The sequence below is a fragment of the Microbaculum marinisediminis genome, from assembly GCF_025397915.1.
Lineage (GTDB): Bacteria > Pseudomonadota > Alphaproteobacteria > Rhizobiales > Tepidamorphaceae > Microbaculum > Microbaculum marinisediminis.
The window spans coordinates 393,512-412,996 of record NZ_JALIDZ010000004.1 but is presented as its reverse complement, the minus strand read 5'-3'; the positions used below and the strand labels follow the sequence as shown (position 1 = coordinate 412,996).

Below are 19,485 nucleotides of genomic sequence, written 5' to 3'. Positions count from 1 at the left end.
CCCGGTCACGCTCCGTTCGTCACGCGCCGTTCGCCACGTTCATGCGCTGGCGTGCGTGCGCGACCGTGTCCATATGCGCCTTGATCGCCGGATTGGTGTCGAGCAACCGGCGGAACGCGCTCTCCTCGAGAACCAGCAACTGGCAATAGCCGAGTGCCACGACGTCGGCTTGGCGGGGCTGGTTCATGATCAGCGCCATCTCGCCGAAGAAATCGCCTCGCCCGAGCCGGATCTTGCCTTGCGGCGCGGCGACCTCGACGGCCCCGGAGGAAATGAAATAGGCCGACGTGCCGCGCTCGCCCTTGGAGATGAGCCGCTCGCCCGGAACCGCCAGCCGCGGCCGCAGCAGCAGCCGGATTTCGCGGCGTTCCTTCTCTTCAAGCGCCGAAAACATCGGAAACTTGTTGACGAGGGTCGCGGTATCGAGCCCGAGATCGAGCCGCGGCCGCCGCTCCAGGGCGGCATGAACCGCCTGCAACTCACGTTTCAGGTCGCCATAGAGTTCAGGTCCGATCAGCGCCTCTTCGCGCAGGGCGTTGTATTCGGCCGATTCGAGCCTGACCGCGAGCTGACCGAGAAAACGCTGTTCGATGGTCTGCGCGTATTCGGGATATTGCAGCCTGAGCGCATCGAGCGCCGAGACGGCAGCCTCCATCCGCTGTGCCAGGATTTCGCTCAACAGGTCGGCCACGCGCACGCCGAGCACCCGCTTCAGCTTGCTCCGCGCGAAACGATCGAGCTCCTCGAGCACGATCCGCGTCACCATCAGCACCTCGAAGCGGTCGGCGATGCAGTGTTCCAGCGGCCCTTCGATCATGAACCTGCGGTGTAGCAGGTGAGCGAAGCGAAACCGCCGGCCGAATCCGAGGCGGGCCTGCGCGGAATGGGTGTAGCCGAGCCGACCGTCGGACCGGGTCGCGTCCGCCATGCGTTCGGTGTTGGCCAGCAGCCGCTCCATGATCGCCAGGGAAATCGCCCTGCCGGCGCCATGCTCGGCGATCACCTCCCGTTCGCGATTGACGAGGGCGATCAGACCGATGGTGATCCGGTCGCGGTCGGGAATCGTCTCAAGCGCGATTCCCGTGCCGGCCAGATCCTCGACATGCCGACGGTAGGGCCGCAACGCGTCGCGAGCGGGCTTCGGATCGATCTTGTAGCGTTTCGCCGTCTCTTCGACGGTTTCGCGCACCGAATCGAGCGACAGCGAGAGGATTTGCGCCCGCATCGCCTGATCGATCGGCGACAGCCGGTCGATCCGCATCAGCCGGATCAGCGGTCTCAGGGTCGTGCCGCCGACCAGCAGGCTGAACAGGACGAAGCCGGTCGCGACGATCGCCACGAAACGTTGGATCTCGGGCGAGATCAGGCTGTTCTCCGTGATCGACATCGCCAGCGCCAGCGTCACCGCGCCGCGCAGGCCGCCCCACAGGATTACGAACTTGTACGGTCCGCTGATATGTTCGCCGAGCCGCACCACTGCCATCGCCGGCATGACGGCGAACAGCACGATCGCCCGGGCTGCGAGGGCGGCGACGACGACGACGGCGACCAGCATCACGTCGACCAGGTCGAATCCGACCAGCAGATGCGGCACCACGATCGCGGCGAGGATGAAGACCAGCGACCCCGCGAGGAAAGCGAGCTGCTCCCAGACCCGCGACAGGAACGCCCAGGAGGCCGGCGCCATCCGGTTGCGCGCGACGGCGCCGACGACAAGCCCGGCGACGACCACCGCGACGACGCCGGATACCTCCAGGTACCGCTCGCAGACGATGAAGAGCAGATAGGGAACTCCGAGCGACAAGGTCAGCTCGGCGGCCTGCGACCCGCGCATGTAGGGCAGCACCGCCGTGGCCAGCCGGGCCCCCACGAAGCCCGCCGCGGCGCCGCCGAGCAGCGATACGAGGAACATCCGCGTCGCGTCCGTCAGGCTCGGTTCGGCGCCCGTCAGCAGCATGGCCAGCAGCACGGTGTAGAGCACGATGGCCGTCGCGTCGTTGAGCAGGCTCTCGCCTTCCACCAGCCGCGTCAGCCGGCTCGGCGCGCCGAGTTCGCGGAAGATCGCCACCACGGCGGCCGGATCGGTGGTCGCCACGATCGCACCGACCAGCAGGCAGGCGACGATCGAGACGTCCGAGGCCCACCACAGCGATACGCCGATCACCCCGGTCGACACGACGACGGCGAGCACGGCGAGCGCGAAGATCGGTGCCGCGTCGTCCATCATCCGTCGGACATCGACGTCGAGGGCCGCCTGGAACAGCAGCACGGGCAGGAAGATATGGATGAAGCCCGCCGAGGTGATCGGGACACCGAGCACCATCTCCGCCATGGTGTCGAGCCCAGGCGTGCGCCCGAACTGGACCAGGGTCGTGGCGGCAAAACCGATCAGCACACCGACGAACGCGAGCACCACCGCGTTCGGCAGGCCGAAGCGCCGCGCCAGCGGTTGCAGCAGGCTGACCACCACCAGAAGGCCGGCGATGATGAGGATCGTGTCGGCGAGAGTCAGCATTTAGCCGGCCTGTGAAAATGGAACACGATTCGTACCGCGCCACCGCGCCCCTGCTCAAGTACCCGGGCATATCGCCCGGTCGGGGTTTCACAGGACGATGATATACGGGGTCATACGGCTGGCATCGTCGCAATCCGGTCCCTTAGTCTGTCGCCGGGAGAAATGCCGGGAGAATTGAATGTCTGTTGATTCGACGACCGGCGCTGCACCGCGATCGCGCCTTGCCGGCCTCTTCGCCGGCCCGGCCATCGCGCTGGCCATGAGCCTGTGGGGCGCGCCGGAGGGTCTCGATCCCGTTGCCTGGCATACCGCGGCGATCGCGATCCTGATGGCCCTCTGGTGGATGAGCGAGGCGTTGCCGCTGGCCGCCACCGCGATGGTGCCGCTGGCGCTTTTCCCGCTTGCCGGCATCGCGACGATCGAAAAGGCGGCATCGTCCTACGCCCACCCGCTGATTTTCCTGTTCCTGGGCGGGTTCATCATCGCCCGCGCCATGGCGCGCTGGCAGCTGCACAGGCGGCTTGCCTGGTGGGTCCTGCACTACGTCGGGTCGGGTCCCGCGGCGATCATCGCCGGGATCATGGCGACGACGGCGTTCCTGTCGATGTGGATCAGCAATACCGCGACCGCGATGGTGATGCTGCCGATCGGCCAGTCGATCGCGGCCACCATGAGCGAGCACGGCGACGATCCGGCCGTGGCCCGGGGATTCTCGGCCGCCCTGATGCTGGGCATCGCCTATTCGGCGACGATCGGCGGCATGGGGACCCTGATCGGCACGCCGCCGAATGCCCTACTCGCCGGCTATATGCAGGACCTGCAGGGCATCGAAATCGGTTTCGCCGACTGGATGCTGGTCGGCGTTCCGGCCGTGATCGTCCTGTTGCCGGTCACCTGGGTGCTGCTGACGAAGATCGCCTTCGACGTGCCCTGGCGCGCCGTCCACGCGGGGCCGGCCCACGAGCTCCCCGCGCCGGGGCCGATGATGCGGGAGGAAAAACTGGTCGCGGCGATCATGGTCCTGGTCGCGCTGGCCTGGCTGACCCGGCCGCTGATCGAGCATCTGTTTCCCGGCCTGCCGCTCGGCGACACCGGCATTGCCATCATCGGCGCACTGGCGCTGTTCTTCATCCCGGCGCGGCCGGAGACCGGTGGCCGCCTGCTCGACTGGTCCGATCTGAAGGACCTTCGCTGGGACGTGCTGATTCTGTTCGGCGGCGGCCTGGCACTTGCCGCCGCCATCGGGACCTCCGGCCTGTCGGACTGGATCGGCGCGCACGTCGCCGACCTGGAGGCGCTGCCCGGCTGGCTGATGATCCTGATCGTGATGACCGTGATCGTCTACCTCGGCGAACTGGCCAGCAACACCGCGATGGCGGCGGTCTTCCTGCCGGTGGCCGGGGCAGCGGCGATCGGCATGGGCGAGAGCGCGCTGACGCTCGCACTGCCCGTGGCGCTCGCCGCCTCGCTCGGGTTCATGTTGCCGGTCGCCACGCCGCCGAACGCCATCGTGTTCGGGTCGGGCGCGCTCGATGCGCGTCAGATGCTGAGGGTAGGGGCGGTGCTCGACGTCGTGGCGATTCTGATTGTCGCCATCATCGCCCTGACGCTCGCACCGCTGGTCTTCCGGCTCTGAATCAGGCGTCCGTCGGGACGACCGCGGTGGCCTCGATCTCGATCATCGCCTTCGGCTCGACGAGGCCGACGACCTGCACCACCGCCATCGCCGGGAAATACGGCCCGATCTCGTCGCGATAGGCGCGACCGACCTCCTTGAGATTGGCGCGGTAGGCGTCGAGGTCTGTGACATACCAGGTGAGCCGGACGAGATGGCGCGGATGCGCACCGCCGGCCGCCAGGATTTCCCGGATGTTCGACAGGGTCTGGCGAATCTGCGCGCCGAAGGTGTCGGGGAACTGCTCGTTCGCGTCCCAGCCGACGACGCCGCCGGTGACGACGACCGTACCGGTCGCCTTCATGCCGTTGGAATAGCCCTTTGGCCGCGGCCAACCGGCGGGCAGCAGGGTTTCCGGCCGATCGTTCTCATCCGCTGCCGCGGGCAGGCTCGTCACAGACACAGGGGATACCTCCTTGATATCATCGTGCACTTGGCCTCAACCGGCCTTGGATTGCGATACGCTCTCGGCGGCCTCCGCCCTGGCGATCTCGCGCAGGGTGACGCGTTTCAACTTGCCGGTCTCGGTGCGCGGCAAGGCGTCGACGAAGGCGATCGCGCGCGGATACTTGTACGGCGCGACCTCGTTCTTCACATGTGTCTGAAGTTCGACTGCGAGTTCGGGGGAACCGGTATAGCCGTCCTTGAGCTGGATGTAGGCCTTGACGATCTGGCCGCGCTCGCGGTCGGGCGACCCGACGACGCCGCAGAAGGCGACGGCCGGGTGGGTCAGCAGCGCGCCTTCCACTTCCGGTCCGGCGATGTTATAGCCCGACGATACGATCATGTCGTCGGAGCGCGCCTGGTACCAGAAGTAGCCGTCCTCATCCATCAGGTAGGTGTCGCCGGTGACGTTCCAGCCGTCGACGACGTAGTCGGTCTGGCGCTCGTCGGCGATATAGCGGCAGCCCGTGGGACCGCGCACCGCGAGACGCCCGATCTGGCCCGCCGGCAGCGTGTTGCCGTCGTCGCCGATGACCTTGGCCTCGTAGCCCGGCACCGGCTTGCCGGTCGCGCCGGGCCGCACCTCTTCTTCCGGCGAGCCGATGAAGATGTGCAGAAGCTCGGTCGCGCCGATGCCGTCGAGAAGCGTCATCCCGGTCGCCTCGTGCCAGGCATCCCAGGTTGCCTTCGGCAACGCCTCGCCGGCCGACACGCATTTGCGCAGGCTGTCGACGTCGCCGGGCTGCAGCATGTCGACCATGGCGCGGTAGGCGGTCGGCGCGGTGAACGACACGGTCGCCTTGAACTCCCGGATCGCTGCCAGCAGCTTGTCCGGCGGGGCCGCTTCGAGCAGCACCGTAGAGGCCCCGACCCGCATCGGGAACAGCACCAGGCCGCCGAGGCCGAAGGTGAAGGCCAGCGGCGGCGAGCCGATGAAGCGGTCGCTCTCGATGGGCCTGAGCACATTCATCGCGTAGGCGTCGCAGATCGCCATCATGTCGCGATGGAAATGCATCGTGCCCTTCGGCACGCCGGTGGTGCCCGAGGTGAAGCCGATCAGGCAGACGTCGTCGCTCGCCGTGTCGCAGGCCTCGAACGTGTCCGGCTCGTCGGCCATCATCGCCTCGAGCGTGTCGTCGCCGCCGCCCCAGTAGACGATGCGTTGCAGTTCCGGCGCCTGCGTCTTGGCCTTCTCCATCTCCTCGGCGAGACGGACGTCGCAGAGCGCGAGATCGATCTTCGCCTTCTGGATCGGATAGGCGAGTTCCTTGGCCCGCAGAAGCGGCATGGTGGCGACGACGACGCCGCCGGCCTTCAGCACCGCAAAATAGGCGGCGACCATCATCGGGGTGTTGGCCGACCGCAGAAGCACCCGCCCGCCGGGCACCATGCCGAGCCGCCTGGTCAGCACGTTGGCGATGCGGTTCACCCGCGCCTGCAGCTCGGCATAGGTCAGTGTCTCGGTCGGCGAGATCAGGCAGGTCCGGTCACCCTTGCCCTCGTCCACCCACTTGTCGAGCAGTTCGACAGCGCAGTTGAGCCGTTCCGGATACTGCAGCTCCGGCAGGGTGAACTTGAATTCCGGCCACTGTTCCTGCGGGGGCAGATTGTCCCGCGCGAACGAATCCACGTGTCCGCTTCTCAGCATGCTTTCTCCTCCGGCCAATACGGGGCCGGTTTATCCCGACCCGCGGTTTTGCCTATTGTTCTGTCTTCACCGCGCCGCCGCGCCGTCGGCCTTGACCTCGGCGGCCTTGAGCAGTTCGCGCGCGATGACGATCTTCTGTACCTCGGTGGCGCCCTCGTAGATCCGCAATGCCCGGATCTCGCGGTAGAGCTCCTCGACCTTGACGCCGCTCTTGACGCCAAGCCCGCCGAAGATCTGCACGGCCCGGTCGATCACCTGTTGCGCCGTCTCGGTGGCGAACATCTTCGCCATCGAGGCCTCGCGGGTGACGCGCGGCGCGCCGTTGTCCTTGGTCCACGCGGACCGGTAGATCAGCAGCGCGGCGGCATCGACGCCCGTCGCCATGTCGGCGAGGCCGGCCTGGGTGAGCTGCAGGTCCGCGAGCGGCGCACCGAACATCGAGCGCTCGCGCGCCCGGTTCACGCCCTCATCAAGGGCCCGGCGGGCAAATCCCAACGCCGCCGCCCCAACGGTAGAGCGGAAGATATCGAGCGTCGACATCGCGACCTTGAAGCCATCGCCACCATTGCCGATGCGGTTGGCGACCGGCACGCGGCAGCCCTCGAAGGACAGCGTCGCCAGCGGATGCGGCGCGATCACGTCGATGCGTTCCGCGATCTCGAAGCCCGGGGTGCCGGCCTCGACGATATAGGCCGACAGTCCCCTGGCGCCGGGTGCCTCGCCGGAACGGGCGAAAACCACGTACCAGTCGGCGATGCCGCCGTTGGAAATCCAGGTCTTGCAGCCGTCGAGACGGACGTGATCGTTGCCGTCGGGCGTCGCCGTCGTCGACATCGCGGCCACGTCGGACCCTGCGTCGGGCTCCGAAAGGGCGAAGGCGGGGATCGCGGTGCCCGCCGCGACGCCCGGCAGCCACTTAGCCTTCTGCTCGGCGCTGCCGGCAACGACCACCGGCCCGGAGCCGAGCCCCTGCATCGCGAAGGCGAAGTCGGCGAGGCCGGACTGATAGCCGAGGGTCTCGCGCGCGATGCACAGCGTGCGCACGTCGTGCCGGTCGCCTTCCTCGGTCGGCGCCGCCGCGTCGAGGAAGCCACCCTCGCCAAGCGCCGCGACGATTTTGCGGCACGAGGCGTCGACGTCATGATGATCGATCAGGGGCGCCAGCGTCGCCTCCGCCCAGGCGCCGATCTCGGCGGCGAAGCGGCGGTGCTTCTCTTCGAAGAACGGCCAGTCGAGGAAGGTTTTGTCGGCCATCCCCTAGTTCCCCTCGAACTTCGGCGTTTCCTTGGCCGCGAATGCGCGATAGGCCCGGGCGAAGTCTTCCGTCGTCATGCACAGCGCCTGGGCGACCGCCTCGGCCTCGACGGCCTCCTCGACGGACATGGCCCATTCCATCTGCAGCATGCGCTTGGTCATGGCGTTGCCGAAGGTCGGCCCGTCGGCCAGATCTCTGGCGAAGGCCTGCGCCTCGGCCAGCACCGCGTCGCCCGGGACAAGCCGGTTGTAGAAGCCCCAGCGCTCGGCCTCCTCGCCGCGTAGCGGCCGGCCGGTGAAGAGCAGCTCGGAGGCACGCCCCTGACCGATAATTCGCGGCAGGATCGCACAGGCGCCCATGTCGCAGCCGGCAAGGCCGACCTTGTTGAACAGGAACAGGACCTTGGATTCCGGCGTGCCGTAGCGGATGTCGGAGGACATGGCCACGATCGCGCCGGCGCCGGCGCAGATGCCGTCGACCGCGGCGATGATCGGCTGCGGGCAGGCCCGCATCGCCTTGACCAGTTCACCGGTCATCCGGGTGAAGCGCATCAGCCCTGCGGTATCCATTTCGACGAGCGGGCCGATGATCTCGAACACGTCGCCGCCCGACGAGAAATTGCCGCCCGCACCGGTGACGACGAAGGCCTTGATGTCCTCGTCGTCCGCGGCCGCGCGGAAGAAGTGACCCAGTTCGGAATAGGAATCGAAGGTGAGCGGGTTCTTGCGCTCGGGCCGGTTCAGCGTGATGGTCGCGACCTTGCCGTCGATCTCGAGCTTGAAGTGCTTCGCCTCGTACTTGGAAAGCGGCACCGGAACGTTGGCGGTCTGCCAGGTCACGAGCGCTCCTCCCGGGCTTCGAGAGCCGTCCTCACCGATATTTTCGTCTTGCCCAGCAGCGCCATGAGTGCGGCTTCCTCCTGTTCGTCGAGGTCGGCGAACATGTCGGCGACCCAGTCTTCGTGAATCTTTGCCATCGCCCGGAACTCGGCCGCTCCGGTCGGCGTCAGCGAGATGATCTGCACGCGCCGGTCATGCGTCGCCGGCCGCCGGTCGATGTGACCGGAAGCGACCAGCTTCTCCACCACGTGGGTGACGTTGCCATTGGAGACCATCATGCGCTTGGAAACCTCGCCGAGCGTCATGCCTTCCGGCGCCTTGTCGAGCTGCGCCATCAGGTCGAAACGCGGCAGCGTCACGTCGAACTGCTCGCGCAGCCGCCGGCGGATCTCGCCCTCGATCAGCGTCGTGCAGGTCAGTAGGCGCAGCCACAGCCGGATGTCGGACTTGTGGTCGCCCGGCGCCTCCAGCGCCATGGTTTCCGCATCGAGCGGTATGTCGTTCATCACATCACCTCCCCGCCGGCGACCGCGATCGCCTGACCGGTTATGGATGCGGCATCGGCCCCGCACAACCACAGCACGGCGTCGGCGACTTCCTCGGGCGTCACGAGACGCCCCTGCGGATTGTCGCGGACGAGTTCCGCCTCGGCCTGCTCGGCGGTCATGCCTGTCTTGGCGACGATCCGTGAGACCGACTCCGCGACCATGTCGGTATCGGTGAAGCCCGGGCAGACCGCGTTCACGGTGATGCCGCTGCGCGCCGTCTCCAGCGCCAGCGACCGCACCAGCCCGATCACCGCGTGCTTCGCCGCGCAGTAGGCCGACGTGTAGCGGTAGCCCTTCAGCCCGGCGGTGGACGCGACGGCGACGATGCGACCGAAACCGGCCTCGGTCATCGGACCCAGCACGGACTGCACCGAATGGACGACACCCATCGTGTTGACGTCGAACATGCGCTGGAAGACGGCCGGGTCGGCCCGGCTGAACAGGGCCGTTTCGGCCGCGCCCGCATTGGCGACGAGAACCTCGACCGGGCCGCGCTCGGCGACGGCCTCCTTAACGGCCTCCCCGAGCGCCAGCGGGTCGGTCACGTCCGCGATCGCATAGCCCGCCGCGCCGCCGGCCTCGACTAGCTCCTTGAGCGGAGCGTCCTTGCGGCCGGTGACGGTGACCCGCGCGCCGGCGGCCGTCAGCGCCGAGGCGACCGCCGCCCCGATACCGCGTCCACCGCCGGTGACCAGGGCATGCCGTCCGCTCAGTCCCTTCATGGCCGGCTCATTCCGCCGCCTGGATGAACGACGGCTTCTGCTGAACCCGCTTCTCCTCGACGGAGGGCGCCCGGGTCTTCGGGCGGGCCTTGATCCGCAGCTCTTCCAGATCCATCCGGTCGCGCGCGCTGTTGCGGGCGAGCTGGTCGAAGCCGGGTTCGTACTGCGGCACCGTCTGCAGATAGGGCTCGCCGTACCACGCCGCCGCGTTCGCGGCGAAGAACGGATCGACCAGGTGCGGACGGCCGATGGCGACGAGATCGGCGCGACCGGCGACCAGGATCGTGTTGGCCTGATCGGCCGAGGTGATGTTGCCGACGCACATGGTCGACACCTGGGCCTCGTTGCGGATCTGGTCGGAATACGGCGTCTGGAACATGCGCCCGTAGATCGGAGACGACCAGTTGACCGTCTGCCCCGTCGACACGTCGACGAGATCGACGCCGGCCTGGCCGAAGGCCTCGGCGATCGCCACCGAATCCTCGTCCGACAGGCCGCCCTCGGCCCAGTCGGTGGCGGAAACGCGCACCGACATCGGCTTGTGCTTGGGCCACGCCGCGCGCATCGCCGAGAACACCTCCAGCGGGAAGCGCAGCCGGTTCTCGACCGACCCGCCGAACTCGTCGGTGCGGGTATTGGTCAGCGGCGACAGGAAGCTCGCCAGGAGATAGCCGTGGGCACAGTGCAGCTCGATCATGTCGAAGCCGAGCCGTTCCGCCCGCTCGACCGCGGCGACGAACTGATCCCGGATCCGGTCCATGTCGGCGCGCGTGAGCTCCTGCGGGACCTGGCTCTCGGGATAGTAGGCGATCGGCGACGCCGACACGACCGGCCAGGCGTCCTCGTCGAGCGGCCGGTCCATGCCTTCCCACATCAGCTTGGTCGCGCCCTTGCGCCCGGCATGGCCGAGCTGCAGGCAGAACTTGGCGTTGGAGTGGCCGCGAACGAATTCGACGATACGCTTCCAGGCCGCTTCCTGGTCGTCGTTCCACAGCCCGGTGCAGCCGGGCGTGATGCGCGCGTCCGGCGCGACGCAGGTCATCTCGGTGAAGATCAGGCCGGCGCCGCCCATGGCGCGGGTGCCGTAGTGAACCAGGTGAAAGTCGTCGGGCACGCCGTCGGTGGCCGAGTACATGCACATCGGCGACATGACGAGGCGGTTCTTCAGCTCCATGTCGCGCAGCTTGAACGGCTGGAACGCCGGCGTCGCCGGATCGTCGATGTCGACGTCGAAGCCCTTCAGCCGGACCTTCTCGGCGAACATCCGGTCGGCGGCGTCGACGAATTCCGGCGCGCGCATGCGCAGGTTGTCATAGGTGATCGCCTTCGAGCGCGTCATCAGGCCGAAGCTGAACTGCACCGGATCGTAGTCCCAGAACCGGGCGACATGCTCGAACCAGACGAGCGACACGTCGGCGGCATGCTGGATCTTCTCAACACCCTCGCGGCGGCCGGATTCGAACAGCTTCAGCGCCGCGGGGATGTCCGGCGTCGCCTCGACCGCCTCGAACAGGGCGATGGCGTCTTCCATGGCGAGCTTGGTGCCCGAGCCGATCGAGTAATGCGCCGTCGACTTGGCGTCGCCGAGCAGGACCATGTTGTCCTTCACCCAGCGCTCGTTGCGGATCATCGGGAAGTTGCGCCACATCGACCGGTTGGTCAGAACCGGATAGCCATCGAGATGCTTGGCGAAGATCTTGGCGCAGAAATCGGCCGACTGCTGCTCGTCGAACTCGGCCAGCCCGGCCTTTTCCCAGGTCTCGTCGTCGGTCTCGAAGATCCAGGTCGAGCGGCCTTCCTCGTACTGGTAGGCATGGGCGATGAAGATGCCCCACTCGGTCTCCTCGAAGGCGAAGGTGAAGGCGTCGAGCGGCTTGGTCGATCCCATCCAGGCGAACTTGTTCGGCCTCAGGTCGACATGCGGCTTGAAGTGGTCGACGAAGTGCTCGCGGAAACGGCTGTTCACGCCGTCCGCCAGCAGCACGAGATCGTGATCGGAGAAATCGGTGGTCGGCTCCACCTCGTGCTCGAAATGCAGCGGAATGCCGAGATCACGGGCACGCTCGTAGAGGATCTTGAGCAGCGCCACACGCGAGCAGCCGCAGAAGCCGTTGCCGCCGATGCGGTGCTTCTCGCCCTTGTAGTTGATCTCGATATCGTCCCAGTAGGCGAATTCCTCGGTGATGCGCTCGTAGCTTTCCTTGTCCCAGCTCTCGAACGTATCGAGCGTCTCGTCGGAGAACACCACGCCGAATCCGAAGGTGTCGTCCGGCTTGTTGCGCTCGTAGACGGCTATGTCGGAGTCGGGTCGGGACTTCTTCAACAGGATCGCGAAATAGAGACCAGCTGGTCCACCACCGACAATCGCCACCTTCATGACGGCCCTCCCTGTTTGGTTCGCGGCGCACGTGTCCGCGGCTCGATAGGCAATAACTTTAAGCTTGAAATATTTAAGGTGCAAGTATCCTGTTGCGATTGCCCTCCGCCTCAGGATTTCCGCGGGTCGATCCTACATGGACCGCCCCTTTGAAAGGATCCGGAAAAGTCCGGAAGTCGTCGCTTTTTCGGCGTCGATCGCACGCGCCTCGACCTCCAGATGGGACAAGGCGGCACGATAGGCGGCGGCCAGTCCGCTGCCGCCGACGACCAGAACGGGCCGCGGCGCCGGAAACAGGCCGGCCATGGACCGGATCTCGTGCCCGATCAGGATTCCGGACAGATAGTCGGCAAGTCCCTCGCCCGGCACGACCTCGAACAGCCCGTCGGCGCGAACCGAGAACAGATGGTGCAGCAGGCCACCCGGGTCGCCCGAACGCTCCAGGCCGGCGGCGAACCACCGGCTGTCGCCGGTCGCGCCGGTCTCCTCGTCCCGCATCAGGGCGGAGAGGATCGAGTGGCGACGCAGCACCTCGTAGGCCTCGCCGGTCATGGCAGTGGCGAAATCGACGAGCCTGCCCCCCTCCATCCGCACCCATTTGCTGTGGGTGCCGGGCAGACAGAGTATCGCGTCCGCAATCCGTTCGGTCGCCAGCGCGCCGAAACACTGCACTTCCTCGCCGCGCATGACGTCGCGACGGGTGGCCGCCGCACCGAGACAGACGCCGGGCACGATCCGCACGCCGGACCGGTCCGGAACGCTCAAAAGACCGTCCGCAAGACCGTCCAGGCCCGCCGGACAGGCTACGTAGGGCGCTTCGGCCCAGCCCTGGCGGCTGCCGATCATGCCGCTCATCAGGACGGGTACCGGCGCACCTGCGCGCCAGTCGCCGACCAGAGCATCGAAAGCGGCGGCGAATTGCCGATCGGGAACGTTCCGGATGCCATGCGCCGAAACACGACGCTCGAGAATCGCGCCATCCGCGCCGATCCCGTAGGCGCGGACGTTGGTCGTCCCCCAGTCGATCAGCACCGCTTCGATTCGAGTCACGTCACATCTCCCCTCTTGCCGTCTTCCCGGTCATTGGTGTTATTGTACGACAAATGAAGCCGCCAATCCGAACAACGGATACGTCATAACCGGCGGCGAGGGAGGATACACGTGAACAAGCCGGCTCGGGCCCTTTCGACGGCCCGGCGTAGCGTTCATGGCCAGATCGTCGACGAGCTCGGCCGCCGCATCGTCGCCGGCGAGTTCGCGCCCGGCTCCGTGCTTCCGACCGAAGGCGACTACAGTGCCCGCCTGGCGGTCAGCCGCACCTCCTTTCGCGAAGCCATCAAGATGCTCGCCGGCAAGGGCCTGGTCGAATCCCGGCCGAAGACCGGCACCCGCGTGCGCCAGCGCAGCGAATGGAACATGCTCGATCCCGACGTCACCACCTGGGCGTTCGGCACCGCGCCCGATCGCACCTACGCGCAGGCATTCTTCGAGTTCCGCCACATCATAGAGCCGGCCGCGGCCGCGCTGGCCGCCGCGCGCCGCGACGTGGACGACCTCGACATCATGCACCGCAGCCTCGAGGGCATGGCCAGCGCCACGTCGCTGGAAGGCTGGATTGCACCGGATCTCGCGTTTCACCGTGCCGTGCTGATCGCGACGCGCAACGAGCTGCTCGTATCGCTCGGCCATCTGCTCGAGCCGGCGCTGACCCGCAGCTTCTCGATCGTCAACGTGGAGCCTGCGAAACGCCAGGCCTCCGTGCCGCTGCACCGCGCCGTCTACGCGGCGATCGAGAGGCGCAAGCCGGACGCGGCCCGGGCGGCGATGACGCACCTGCTCGACGAGGCGCTGGTCGACCTCGAGGAGATGATCTGGGGAGGCGGCAGAACCGGATCGAAGGAATGATCGCCGGCGCCTTGGCCGGCGCTCTGAAGGACCGCGGCAAGCGGTCGAAAATATAACTGGAGGAACCCCAATGCTGAAAAAGCCCCTGATGGTAGCGACCGCGGTGTCACTCGGACTTGCGGCCGGCAGTGCCCTGGCCGACACCTCTGACAAGAAGATAGCCCTGTCCAACAACTACGCCGGCAACTCCTGGCGTCAGGCGATGCTGCGAAGCTGGGACAAGGTCACCAAGAAGGCCGTCGAGGACGGCACCGTCGCAGCGGCCGACCCGTTCACCACCGCCGAGAACCAGGTGACCGAGCAGGCCGCGCAGATCCAGAACCTGATCCTGCAGGGCTATGACGCGATCGTCATCAACGCGGCCTCGCCGGACGCCCTCAACGGCGCGGTGAAAGAAGCCTGCGACGCCGGGATCACCGTCGTCTCCTTCGATGGCATCGTCACCGAACCGTGCGCCTGGCGCATCGCCGTCGACTTCAAGCAGATGGGCAAGGACGAGGTGCTCTATCTCGCCGAGAAGATGCCCGATGGCGGAAACCTGCTCGAGATCCGCGGCCTGGCCGGCGTCTTCGTCGACGACGAGATTTCGGCGGGCATCCACGAGGGCGTCGCGGAGAACCCGCAGTTCAAGATCGTCGGCTCCGTGCACGGCGACTGGGCCCAGGACGTCTCCCAGAAGGCGGTCGCCGGCATTCTGCCGAGCCTGCCCGATGTCGACGCGGTCGTGACCCAGGGCGGCGACGGATACGGTGCCGCGCAGGCCTTCAAGGCGGCGGACCGGCCGACCCCGCTGATCATCATGGGCAACCGCGAGGACGAGCTCCTGTGGTGGAAGGAACAGAAGGACGCCAACGGCTACGAGACCATGTCGGTGTCGATCGCTCCGGGCGTCTCCACCCTCGCCTTCTGGGTCGCCCAGCAGATCCTCGACGGCCAGGACGTGCCGAAGGATCTCGTCGTGCCCTTCCTGCGCATCGATCAGGACAATCTGGAAGAGAACCTGGCCAACACCGAGAAGGGCGGCGTCGCCAATGTCGAGTACACGCTCGAGGACGCCCAGGAGGTCATCAACGCGGCGAAATGACAGCATGGTGGTTCGGACGGGCTCCGGCTGACCGACGGGAATCGAAAGCGCACGGGCATGTCCGAACGGCCTGAACGCATCTTCCATCTGGACGGCGTCGAAAAGCATTTCGGCGCCGTCCATGCGCTCGCCGGCGTCGACCTCGTCATCACCGCCGGCGAATGCCTCGGCCTCGTCGGCCACAACGGTGCCGGCAAGTCGACGCTGATGAACGTGCTGTCCGGCACGCTCTCGCCGGATCGCGGCACGATCCGCGTCGGAACCGCCGACGTGACGGGACGCTACGGCGTGTCCCAGGCGCACGCCGCCGGCCTGCGCTGCGTCTTCCAGGAGCTTTCGCTCTGCCCCAATCTGACCGTCGCGGAGAATGCCCGCATCATGCACCCGGCCCTGCGCGGCTTCGGCTGGCGCAAACGGGCGGGCGCGGTGATCGTCTCCAAGCTCGACGAGATTTTTCCCGGCCACGGTGTCGATGCCAACGACATCGTCGGCGACCTGTCGATCGCCCGTCGCCAGATGGTCGAGATCGCCCGCGCCTTCTCCGAGACCGAAGGCAGGGTCAAGCTCGTGATCCTGGACGAGCCAACCTCCTCGCTCGACGCGGTAGTGGCCGAGCAGTTGCTCTCCTTCGTGCGCCGCTACGTCGAAGGCGGCGGCGCCTGCATACTGATTTCCCATCTCCTCGGCGAGATCCTGTCGACCTGCGACCGGGTCATCGTCATGCGCGACGGCAAGGTGGTCGACGCCCGCCCCGCCAGGGATTTCACCCGCACCTCGCTGGTCGGCGCCATGGGTTCGGTGGCCAAGGAAGAGGACGCCGCCAAGGCGGGCGACTTCGTCTCGAAGCGCACCGGCGCAGCCCCGCGCGTCACCGCCCGCCCCCCGGCACAGGCCGACACCATGGCGCTCTCGGCGCACCGGGGCGAAGTCGTCGGACTGGCCGGCCTCGAGGGCCACGGACAGACCGCGATGCTGCTGCAGATCTATTCGGCGAAGCCCCGGACCCGCGCGCGGGCGGGGAGTCGGGCGGGCAGCCAGGCAGGCGGAGGCGCATCCGTCGACGCGCCCGTGGCGCTGGTCGCCGGCGACCGCCAGACTGACGGCGTCTTCCCCCTGTGGTCGATCGCCCGCAATATCGGCATCCGCTCGATCCGCGCCATGCGCCGGGGCCCGCTGATCGACCCGCGCCAGGAAAACGAGATGGCGGAATCCTGGCGCGCGCGCATCAAGATCCGCACGCCAGACATCCACGACAACATCCTGTCCCTGTCCGGCGGCAACCAGCAGAAGGCGCTGTTCGCCCGCGCCCTCGGCTCCGATGCCGAGATCGTGCTGATGGACGATCCGATGCGCGGCGTCGACGTCGGCACCAAGCAGGAGGTCTACGGGATCATTCGCGACGAGGCCGCCAAGGGCCGCACCTTCGTCTGGTACACCACCGAGCTCGACGAACTGAAGAACTGCGACCACGTCTACGTCTTCCGCAACGGCCGCATCGTCGCCGATCTGCCCCGCGACCAGCTCACCGAGGAGAAGGTTCTGCAATCCTCGTTCACGGAGGACGCATGACCGCAGCCCTGATGTCGCCGCGCCTGATGCGCTCGATCCTTCCGGCGATGTCGCTGACGGTGATCCTGATCGCCATCTTCTATCTGCAGCCGCGCGCGATGAGCTATTTCGGGCTCAACCTGCTGCTCAACCTGGCGGTGCCGATCGCGCTGGCGACCATCGCGCAGATGTTCATCCTCTGCGTCAACGATCTCGACCTGTCGATCGGCGCCTATGTCAGCTTTTGCGCCTGCGTCGCCGCGACTTGGCTGAACGAGGTTCCGCTCCTGGGTGTCGCCGTTCTCATCGCCTGCATCGTCGTCTACGCGGCGCTGGGCGCGCTGATCCACTTGCGCAACCTGCCCTCCATCGTCGTCACGCTCGGCATGTCCTTCGTCTGGGCCGGCCTTGCCGTGCTGCTTCTGCCCACGCCGGGCGGCAAGGCACCGGACTGGATTCAGGCGCTCATGAAGCTGAAGACGCCCTACGTGCCGTTCTCGGTCCTGGCGGCGATCGCCATCGCGCTCATCGTCCATTTCGGGCTGATGCGGTCGGCCTATGGCGCGGTCCTGCGTGGCGCCGGCGGCAATCCGCGCTCGGTCGCCCGCGCCGGCTGGTCGATGCTCAAGGTCAAGATGACCATGTTCGCGTTCGCCGGCTTTTTCGGCGCGCTTTCGGGCATCGCGCTCGTCGGCCTCACCACCTCGGCGGACGCCAATATCGCGATGCGCTACACGCTGTTATCCATCGCCGGCGCGATCCTCGGCGGCAGCGAGTTCGTCGGCGGCCGCGTCTCGCCGGCCGGCGCGGTGATCGGCGCCATCACCCTGACGCTCGCCGGTTCGTTCCTGTCCTTCCTCAGGATCAGTCCCGACTGGCAGATCGGCGCGCAGGGCGCGATCCTGATCATCGTCCTGGCGCTGCGCGCGCTCATCAACCGGGCGGAGGCGAGACACTGATGCCAGCGGTCATCGCACGCTTTCTGGAGAAGCCCTGGATCTGGGCCTACGCCGCGGCGATCGCGGTGTGGATCGTCACCATCGGCTTCACCCAAGGCCAGGGCGCCGGACAGGTCCTGACGGCGGCCTTCACCTTCGCGACCTTCTTCGTGATCGTCGCGCTCGGGCAGATGTTCGTCGTCACGCTCGGTCCCGGCAATGTCGACCTGTCGATTCCGGCGGCGATGACACTCGCCGGCACCGTCGCCACCAAGATCATGGACACGCAGGATTCGATGATCCTGATCGGACTGGCGGCGGCGATCGGCGTCGGCATCGGCGTCGGAATCTTCAACTACGCTTTGATCCGGCTTCTGCGCATTCCGCCGATCATCGCCACCCTGTCGTCGAGCTTCGTCTTCCAGTCCGCGGCGATCTGGTACAACCGGGGCCTGAGGATCAAGCCGCCGCCGCTGCTGGCCGATTTCTCGACGTCCGTGGTTCTGGGCATCCCCGTATTGGCGATCTGCGTCGTGCTGCTCGCCGTCGTCATGCACGTGATCCTGACCCGCACCGTCTACGGCAGGTCGGTGATCGCCATCGGCCAGAACCCGCGCGCGGCCTGGCTCGCCGGGGTCTCGGTCGATGCCACGCGGTTTGCGACCTATGTGATGTGCGCCGTCTTCGCCGCGCTATGCGGCTACCTGTTCTCCGCCTTCTCCGGCGGCGCCGCGCTCAACATGGGTCAGGAGTACCTGCTCTCCTCCATCGCCGTGGTGGTGATCGGCGGCACCTCGGTCGCCGGCGGCTTCGCCAACGTGCCGGGGCTGTGGGGGGCGGCGCTGTTCCTGTTCCTGCTGGTCACCATGCTGAACACGTTCGGGCTGGGCGCCGGCGTCCGGCTTGTCATGACCGGCCTCATCATCATCGGCGTCATCACCATCGCCGGCGGACAGCGCAACACGCGCTAGGCAAGAAGGGAGGAGTGACGATGGCTCTGGTCGGCGATTCCTACGAATACGTGGACAAGCGCTTCTACGATCTCACCGTGCCGACGGCCGACGTCGAGAGGCTGTTCGACGGATGCCGCTGGGCGGAAGGCCCGGTCTGGTTCGGCGACGGCGGCTTTCTCGTCTGGAGCGACATCCCCAACCGGCGCATGCTGCGCTGGCTGCCCGACGGCGGCGCCAACGGGACCGTCTCGGTGTTCCGCGCCGATTCCAACCATTCGAACGGAAACACCCGCGACCGCGAGGGCCGGCTCGTCTCCTGCGAGCACGGCGGGCGCCGCGTCACCCGCACCGAGCCCGACGGGGCGATCACCGTGATCGCCGACACCTACAAGGGCAGGAAGCTCAATTCGCCCAACGACGTTGTGGTGAAGTCGGACGGGTCGATCTGGTTCACCGACCCGACCTACGGGATCATGTCCGACTACGAAGGCCACAAGGCAGAGCCCGAGCAGGACGGCTGCTATGTCTTCCGGGTCGATCCGAAGAGCGGGAAGATCGAGGTCGTCGCCGACGATTTCGTCAAGCCGAATGGCCTTGCCTTCTCGCCCGACGAGTCGAAGCTCTACATCGCCGATTCCGGTCTCAGCCACGACCCGGAAGGGCCGCGTCACATCCGCGTCTTCTCCGTCGAGAAGGGCCGGAGCCTGAAGAAGGGCAAGGTCTTCGCCGAGGTCTCGCCCGGCGTGCCGGACGGCATGCGCCTGGACGTCGAGGGAAACGTCTGGACGAGCGCCCGGGACGGGGTCCATTGTTACGACCCGCGGGGCAACCTGCTCGGCAAGATCCGCATCCCCGAGATGGTCGCCAACCTCACCTTCGGCGGGCCGAAGCGCAACCGGCTGTTCATCACGGCGACGCGCTCTCTCTATTCGGTCTTCGTCGGCGTGAGCGGCGCGCAGGTTCCCTGAGACCATGACTTGCGACGGCGTTCGCGGAAACCCGGCGCTGCCCGTGACGCGGGCCGTTGGCATGCG

The 19,485-nt window shown here is 67.1% G+C and carries 16 protein-coding genes and 1 pseudogene; 8 read left to right on the top strand and 9 right to left on the bottom strand.

Going from position 1 to position 19,485, the window contains the following annotated elements:
* Positions 1 to 19 precede the first annotated feature (19 nt).
* Positions 20 to 2,515 carry a cation:proton antiporter gene (locus MUB46_RS10840; RefSeq protein WP_261615911.1) on the bottom strand — a complete coding sequence of 832 codons (2,496 nt, stop codon included), beginning with the start codon at positions 2,513 to 2,515 and terminating at the stop codon, positions 20 to 22.
* 178 nt (positions 2,516 to 2,693) lie between these two features.
* Between MUB46_RS10840 and MUB46_RS10835 the strand changes: the two genes are divergently transcribed.
* On the top strand, positions 2,694 to 4,151 hold the full coding sequence (locus tag MUB46_RS10835; RefSeq protein ID WP_261615910.1) for an SLC13 family permease: 1,458 nt from the start codon (positions 2,694 to 2,696) through the stop codon (positions 4,149 to 4,151).
* 1 nt (position 4,152) lies between these two features.
* Here MUB46_RS10835 and MUB46_RS10830 read toward each other — a convergent pair whose 3' ends face one another.
* From MUB46_RS10830 to MUB46_RS10795, 8 genes are all read right to left on the bottom strand, one after another.
* Positions 4,153 to 4,593 (bottom strand): RidA family protein, encoded by a 441-nt coding sequence (locus tag MUB46_RS10830; RefSeq protein ID WP_261615909.1) that lies wholly within the window; start codon positions 4,591 to 4,593, stop codon positions 4,153 to 4,155.
* 36 nt (positions 4,594 to 4,629) lie between these two features.
* Positions 4,630 to 6,282 (bottom strand): benzoate-CoA ligase family protein, encoded by a 1,653-nt coding sequence (locus MUB46_RS10825; protein ID WP_261615908.1) that lies wholly within the window; start codon positions 6,280 to 6,282, stop codon positions 4,630 to 4,632.
* Positions 6,283 to 6,348: 66 nt separating this feature from the next.
* Positions 6,349 to 7,536, bottom strand: coding sequence for an acyl-CoA dehydrogenase family protein (locus tag MUB46_RS10820; protein ID WP_261615907.1), 1,188 nt, complete (start codon positions 7,534 to 7,536; stop codon positions 6,349 to 6,351).
* Positions 7,537 to 7,539: 3 nt separating this feature from the next.
* On the bottom strand, positions 7,540 to 8,376 hold the full coding sequence (locus MUB46_RS10815; protein ID WP_261615906.1) for an enoyl-CoA hydratase family protein: 837 nt from the start codon (positions 8,374 to 8,376) through the stop codon (positions 7,540 to 7,542).
* Positions 8,373 to 8,873 (bottom strand): MarR family winged helix-turn-helix transcriptional regulator, encoded by a 501-nt coding sequence (locus MUB46_RS10810; protein ID WP_261616061.1) that lies wholly within the window; start codon positions 8,871 to 8,873, stop codon positions 8,373 to 8,375. Before MUB46_RS10810 ends, MUB46_RS10815 begins: the two co-directional genes overlap by 4 nt.
* 8 nt (positions 8,874 to 8,881) lie before the next feature.
* Positions 8,882 to 9,646: an SDR family NAD(P)-dependent oxidoreductase gene (locus MUB46_RS10805; protein WP_261615905.1), complete on the bottom strand. Its 765-nt coding sequence runs from the start codon at positions 9,644 to 9,646 to the stop codon at positions 8,882 to 8,884.
* A 7-nt stretch (positions 9,647 to 9,653) separates the two neighbouring features.
* Positions 9,654 to 12,023: a bifunctional salicylyl-CoA 5-hydroxylase/oxidoreductase gene (locus tag MUB46_RS10800; protein ID WP_261615904.1), complete on the bottom strand. Its 2,370-nt coding sequence runs from the start codon at positions 12,021 to 12,023 to the stop codon at positions 9,654 to 9,656.
* Between the two features lie 132 nt (positions 12,024 to 12,155).
* Positions 12,156 to 13,073, bottom strand: coding sequence for a 2-dehydro-3-deoxygalactonokinase (locus tag MUB46_RS10795; protein ID WP_261615903.1), 918 nt, complete (start codon positions 13,071 to 13,073; stop codon positions 12,156 to 12,158).
* 111 nt (positions 13,074 to 13,184) lie between these two features.
* Between MUB46_RS10795 and MUB46_RS10790 the strand changes: the two genes are divergently transcribed.
* The 7 genes and pseudogenes from MUB46_RS10790 (at position 13,185) to MUB46_RS10765 (ending at position 19,419) form a co-directional block, all read left to right on the top strand.
* The gene (locus MUB46_RS10790) at positions 13,185 to 13,928 is read left to right on the top strand and encodes a FadR/GntR family transcriptional regulator (RefSeq protein WP_261615902.1); all 744 of its coding nucleotides are present in this window, start codon (positions 13,185 to 13,187) and stop codon (positions 13,926 to 13,928) included.
* Between the two features lie 70 nt (positions 13,929 to 13,998).
* Positions 13,999 to 15,012: an ABC transporter substrate-binding protein gene (locus MUB46_RS10785; RefSeq protein WP_261615901.1), complete on the top strand. Its 1,014-nt coding sequence runs from the start codon at positions 13,999 to 14,001 to the stop codon at positions 15,010 to 15,012.
* 126 nt (positions 15,013 to 15,138) lie between these two features.
* Positions 15,139 to 15,591, top strand: a pseudogene (locus MUB46_RS24330) (ATP-binding cassette domain-containing protein); the annotation flags it as partial.
* A 141-nt stretch (positions 15,592 to 15,732) separates the two neighbouring features.
* On the top strand, positions 15,733 to 16,581 hold the full coding sequence (locus MUB46_RS24325) for an ATP-binding cassette domain-containing protein (protein ID WP_425256255.1): 849 nt from the start codon (positions 15,733 to 15,735) through the stop codon (positions 16,579 to 16,581).
* Positions 16,578 to 17,519 carry an ABC transporter permease gene (locus MUB46_RS10775; protein ID WP_261615899.1) on the top strand — a complete coding sequence of 314 codons (942 nt, stop codon included), beginning with the start codon at positions 16,578 to 16,580 and terminating at the stop codon, positions 17,517 to 17,519. The genes MUB46_RS24325 and MUB46_RS10775 overlap by 4 nt, the downstream gene beginning before the upstream one ends.
* Positions 17,519 to 18,469, top strand: a complete 951-nt coding sequence (locus tag MUB46_RS10770; RefSeq protein ID WP_261615898.1) for an ABC transporter permease — start codon at positions 17,519 to 17,521, stop codon at positions 18,467 to 18,469. Before MUB46_RS10775 ends, MUB46_RS10770 begins: the two co-directional genes overlap by 1 nt.
* 20 nt (positions 18,470 to 18,489) lie before the next feature.
* Positions 18,490 to 19,419 (top strand): SMP-30/gluconolactonase/LRE family protein, encoded by a 930-nt coding sequence (locus MUB46_RS10765; protein WP_261615897.1) that lies wholly within the window; start codon positions 18,490 to 18,492, stop codon positions 19,417 to 19,419.
* Positions 19,420 to 19,485 lie beyond the last annotated feature (66 nt).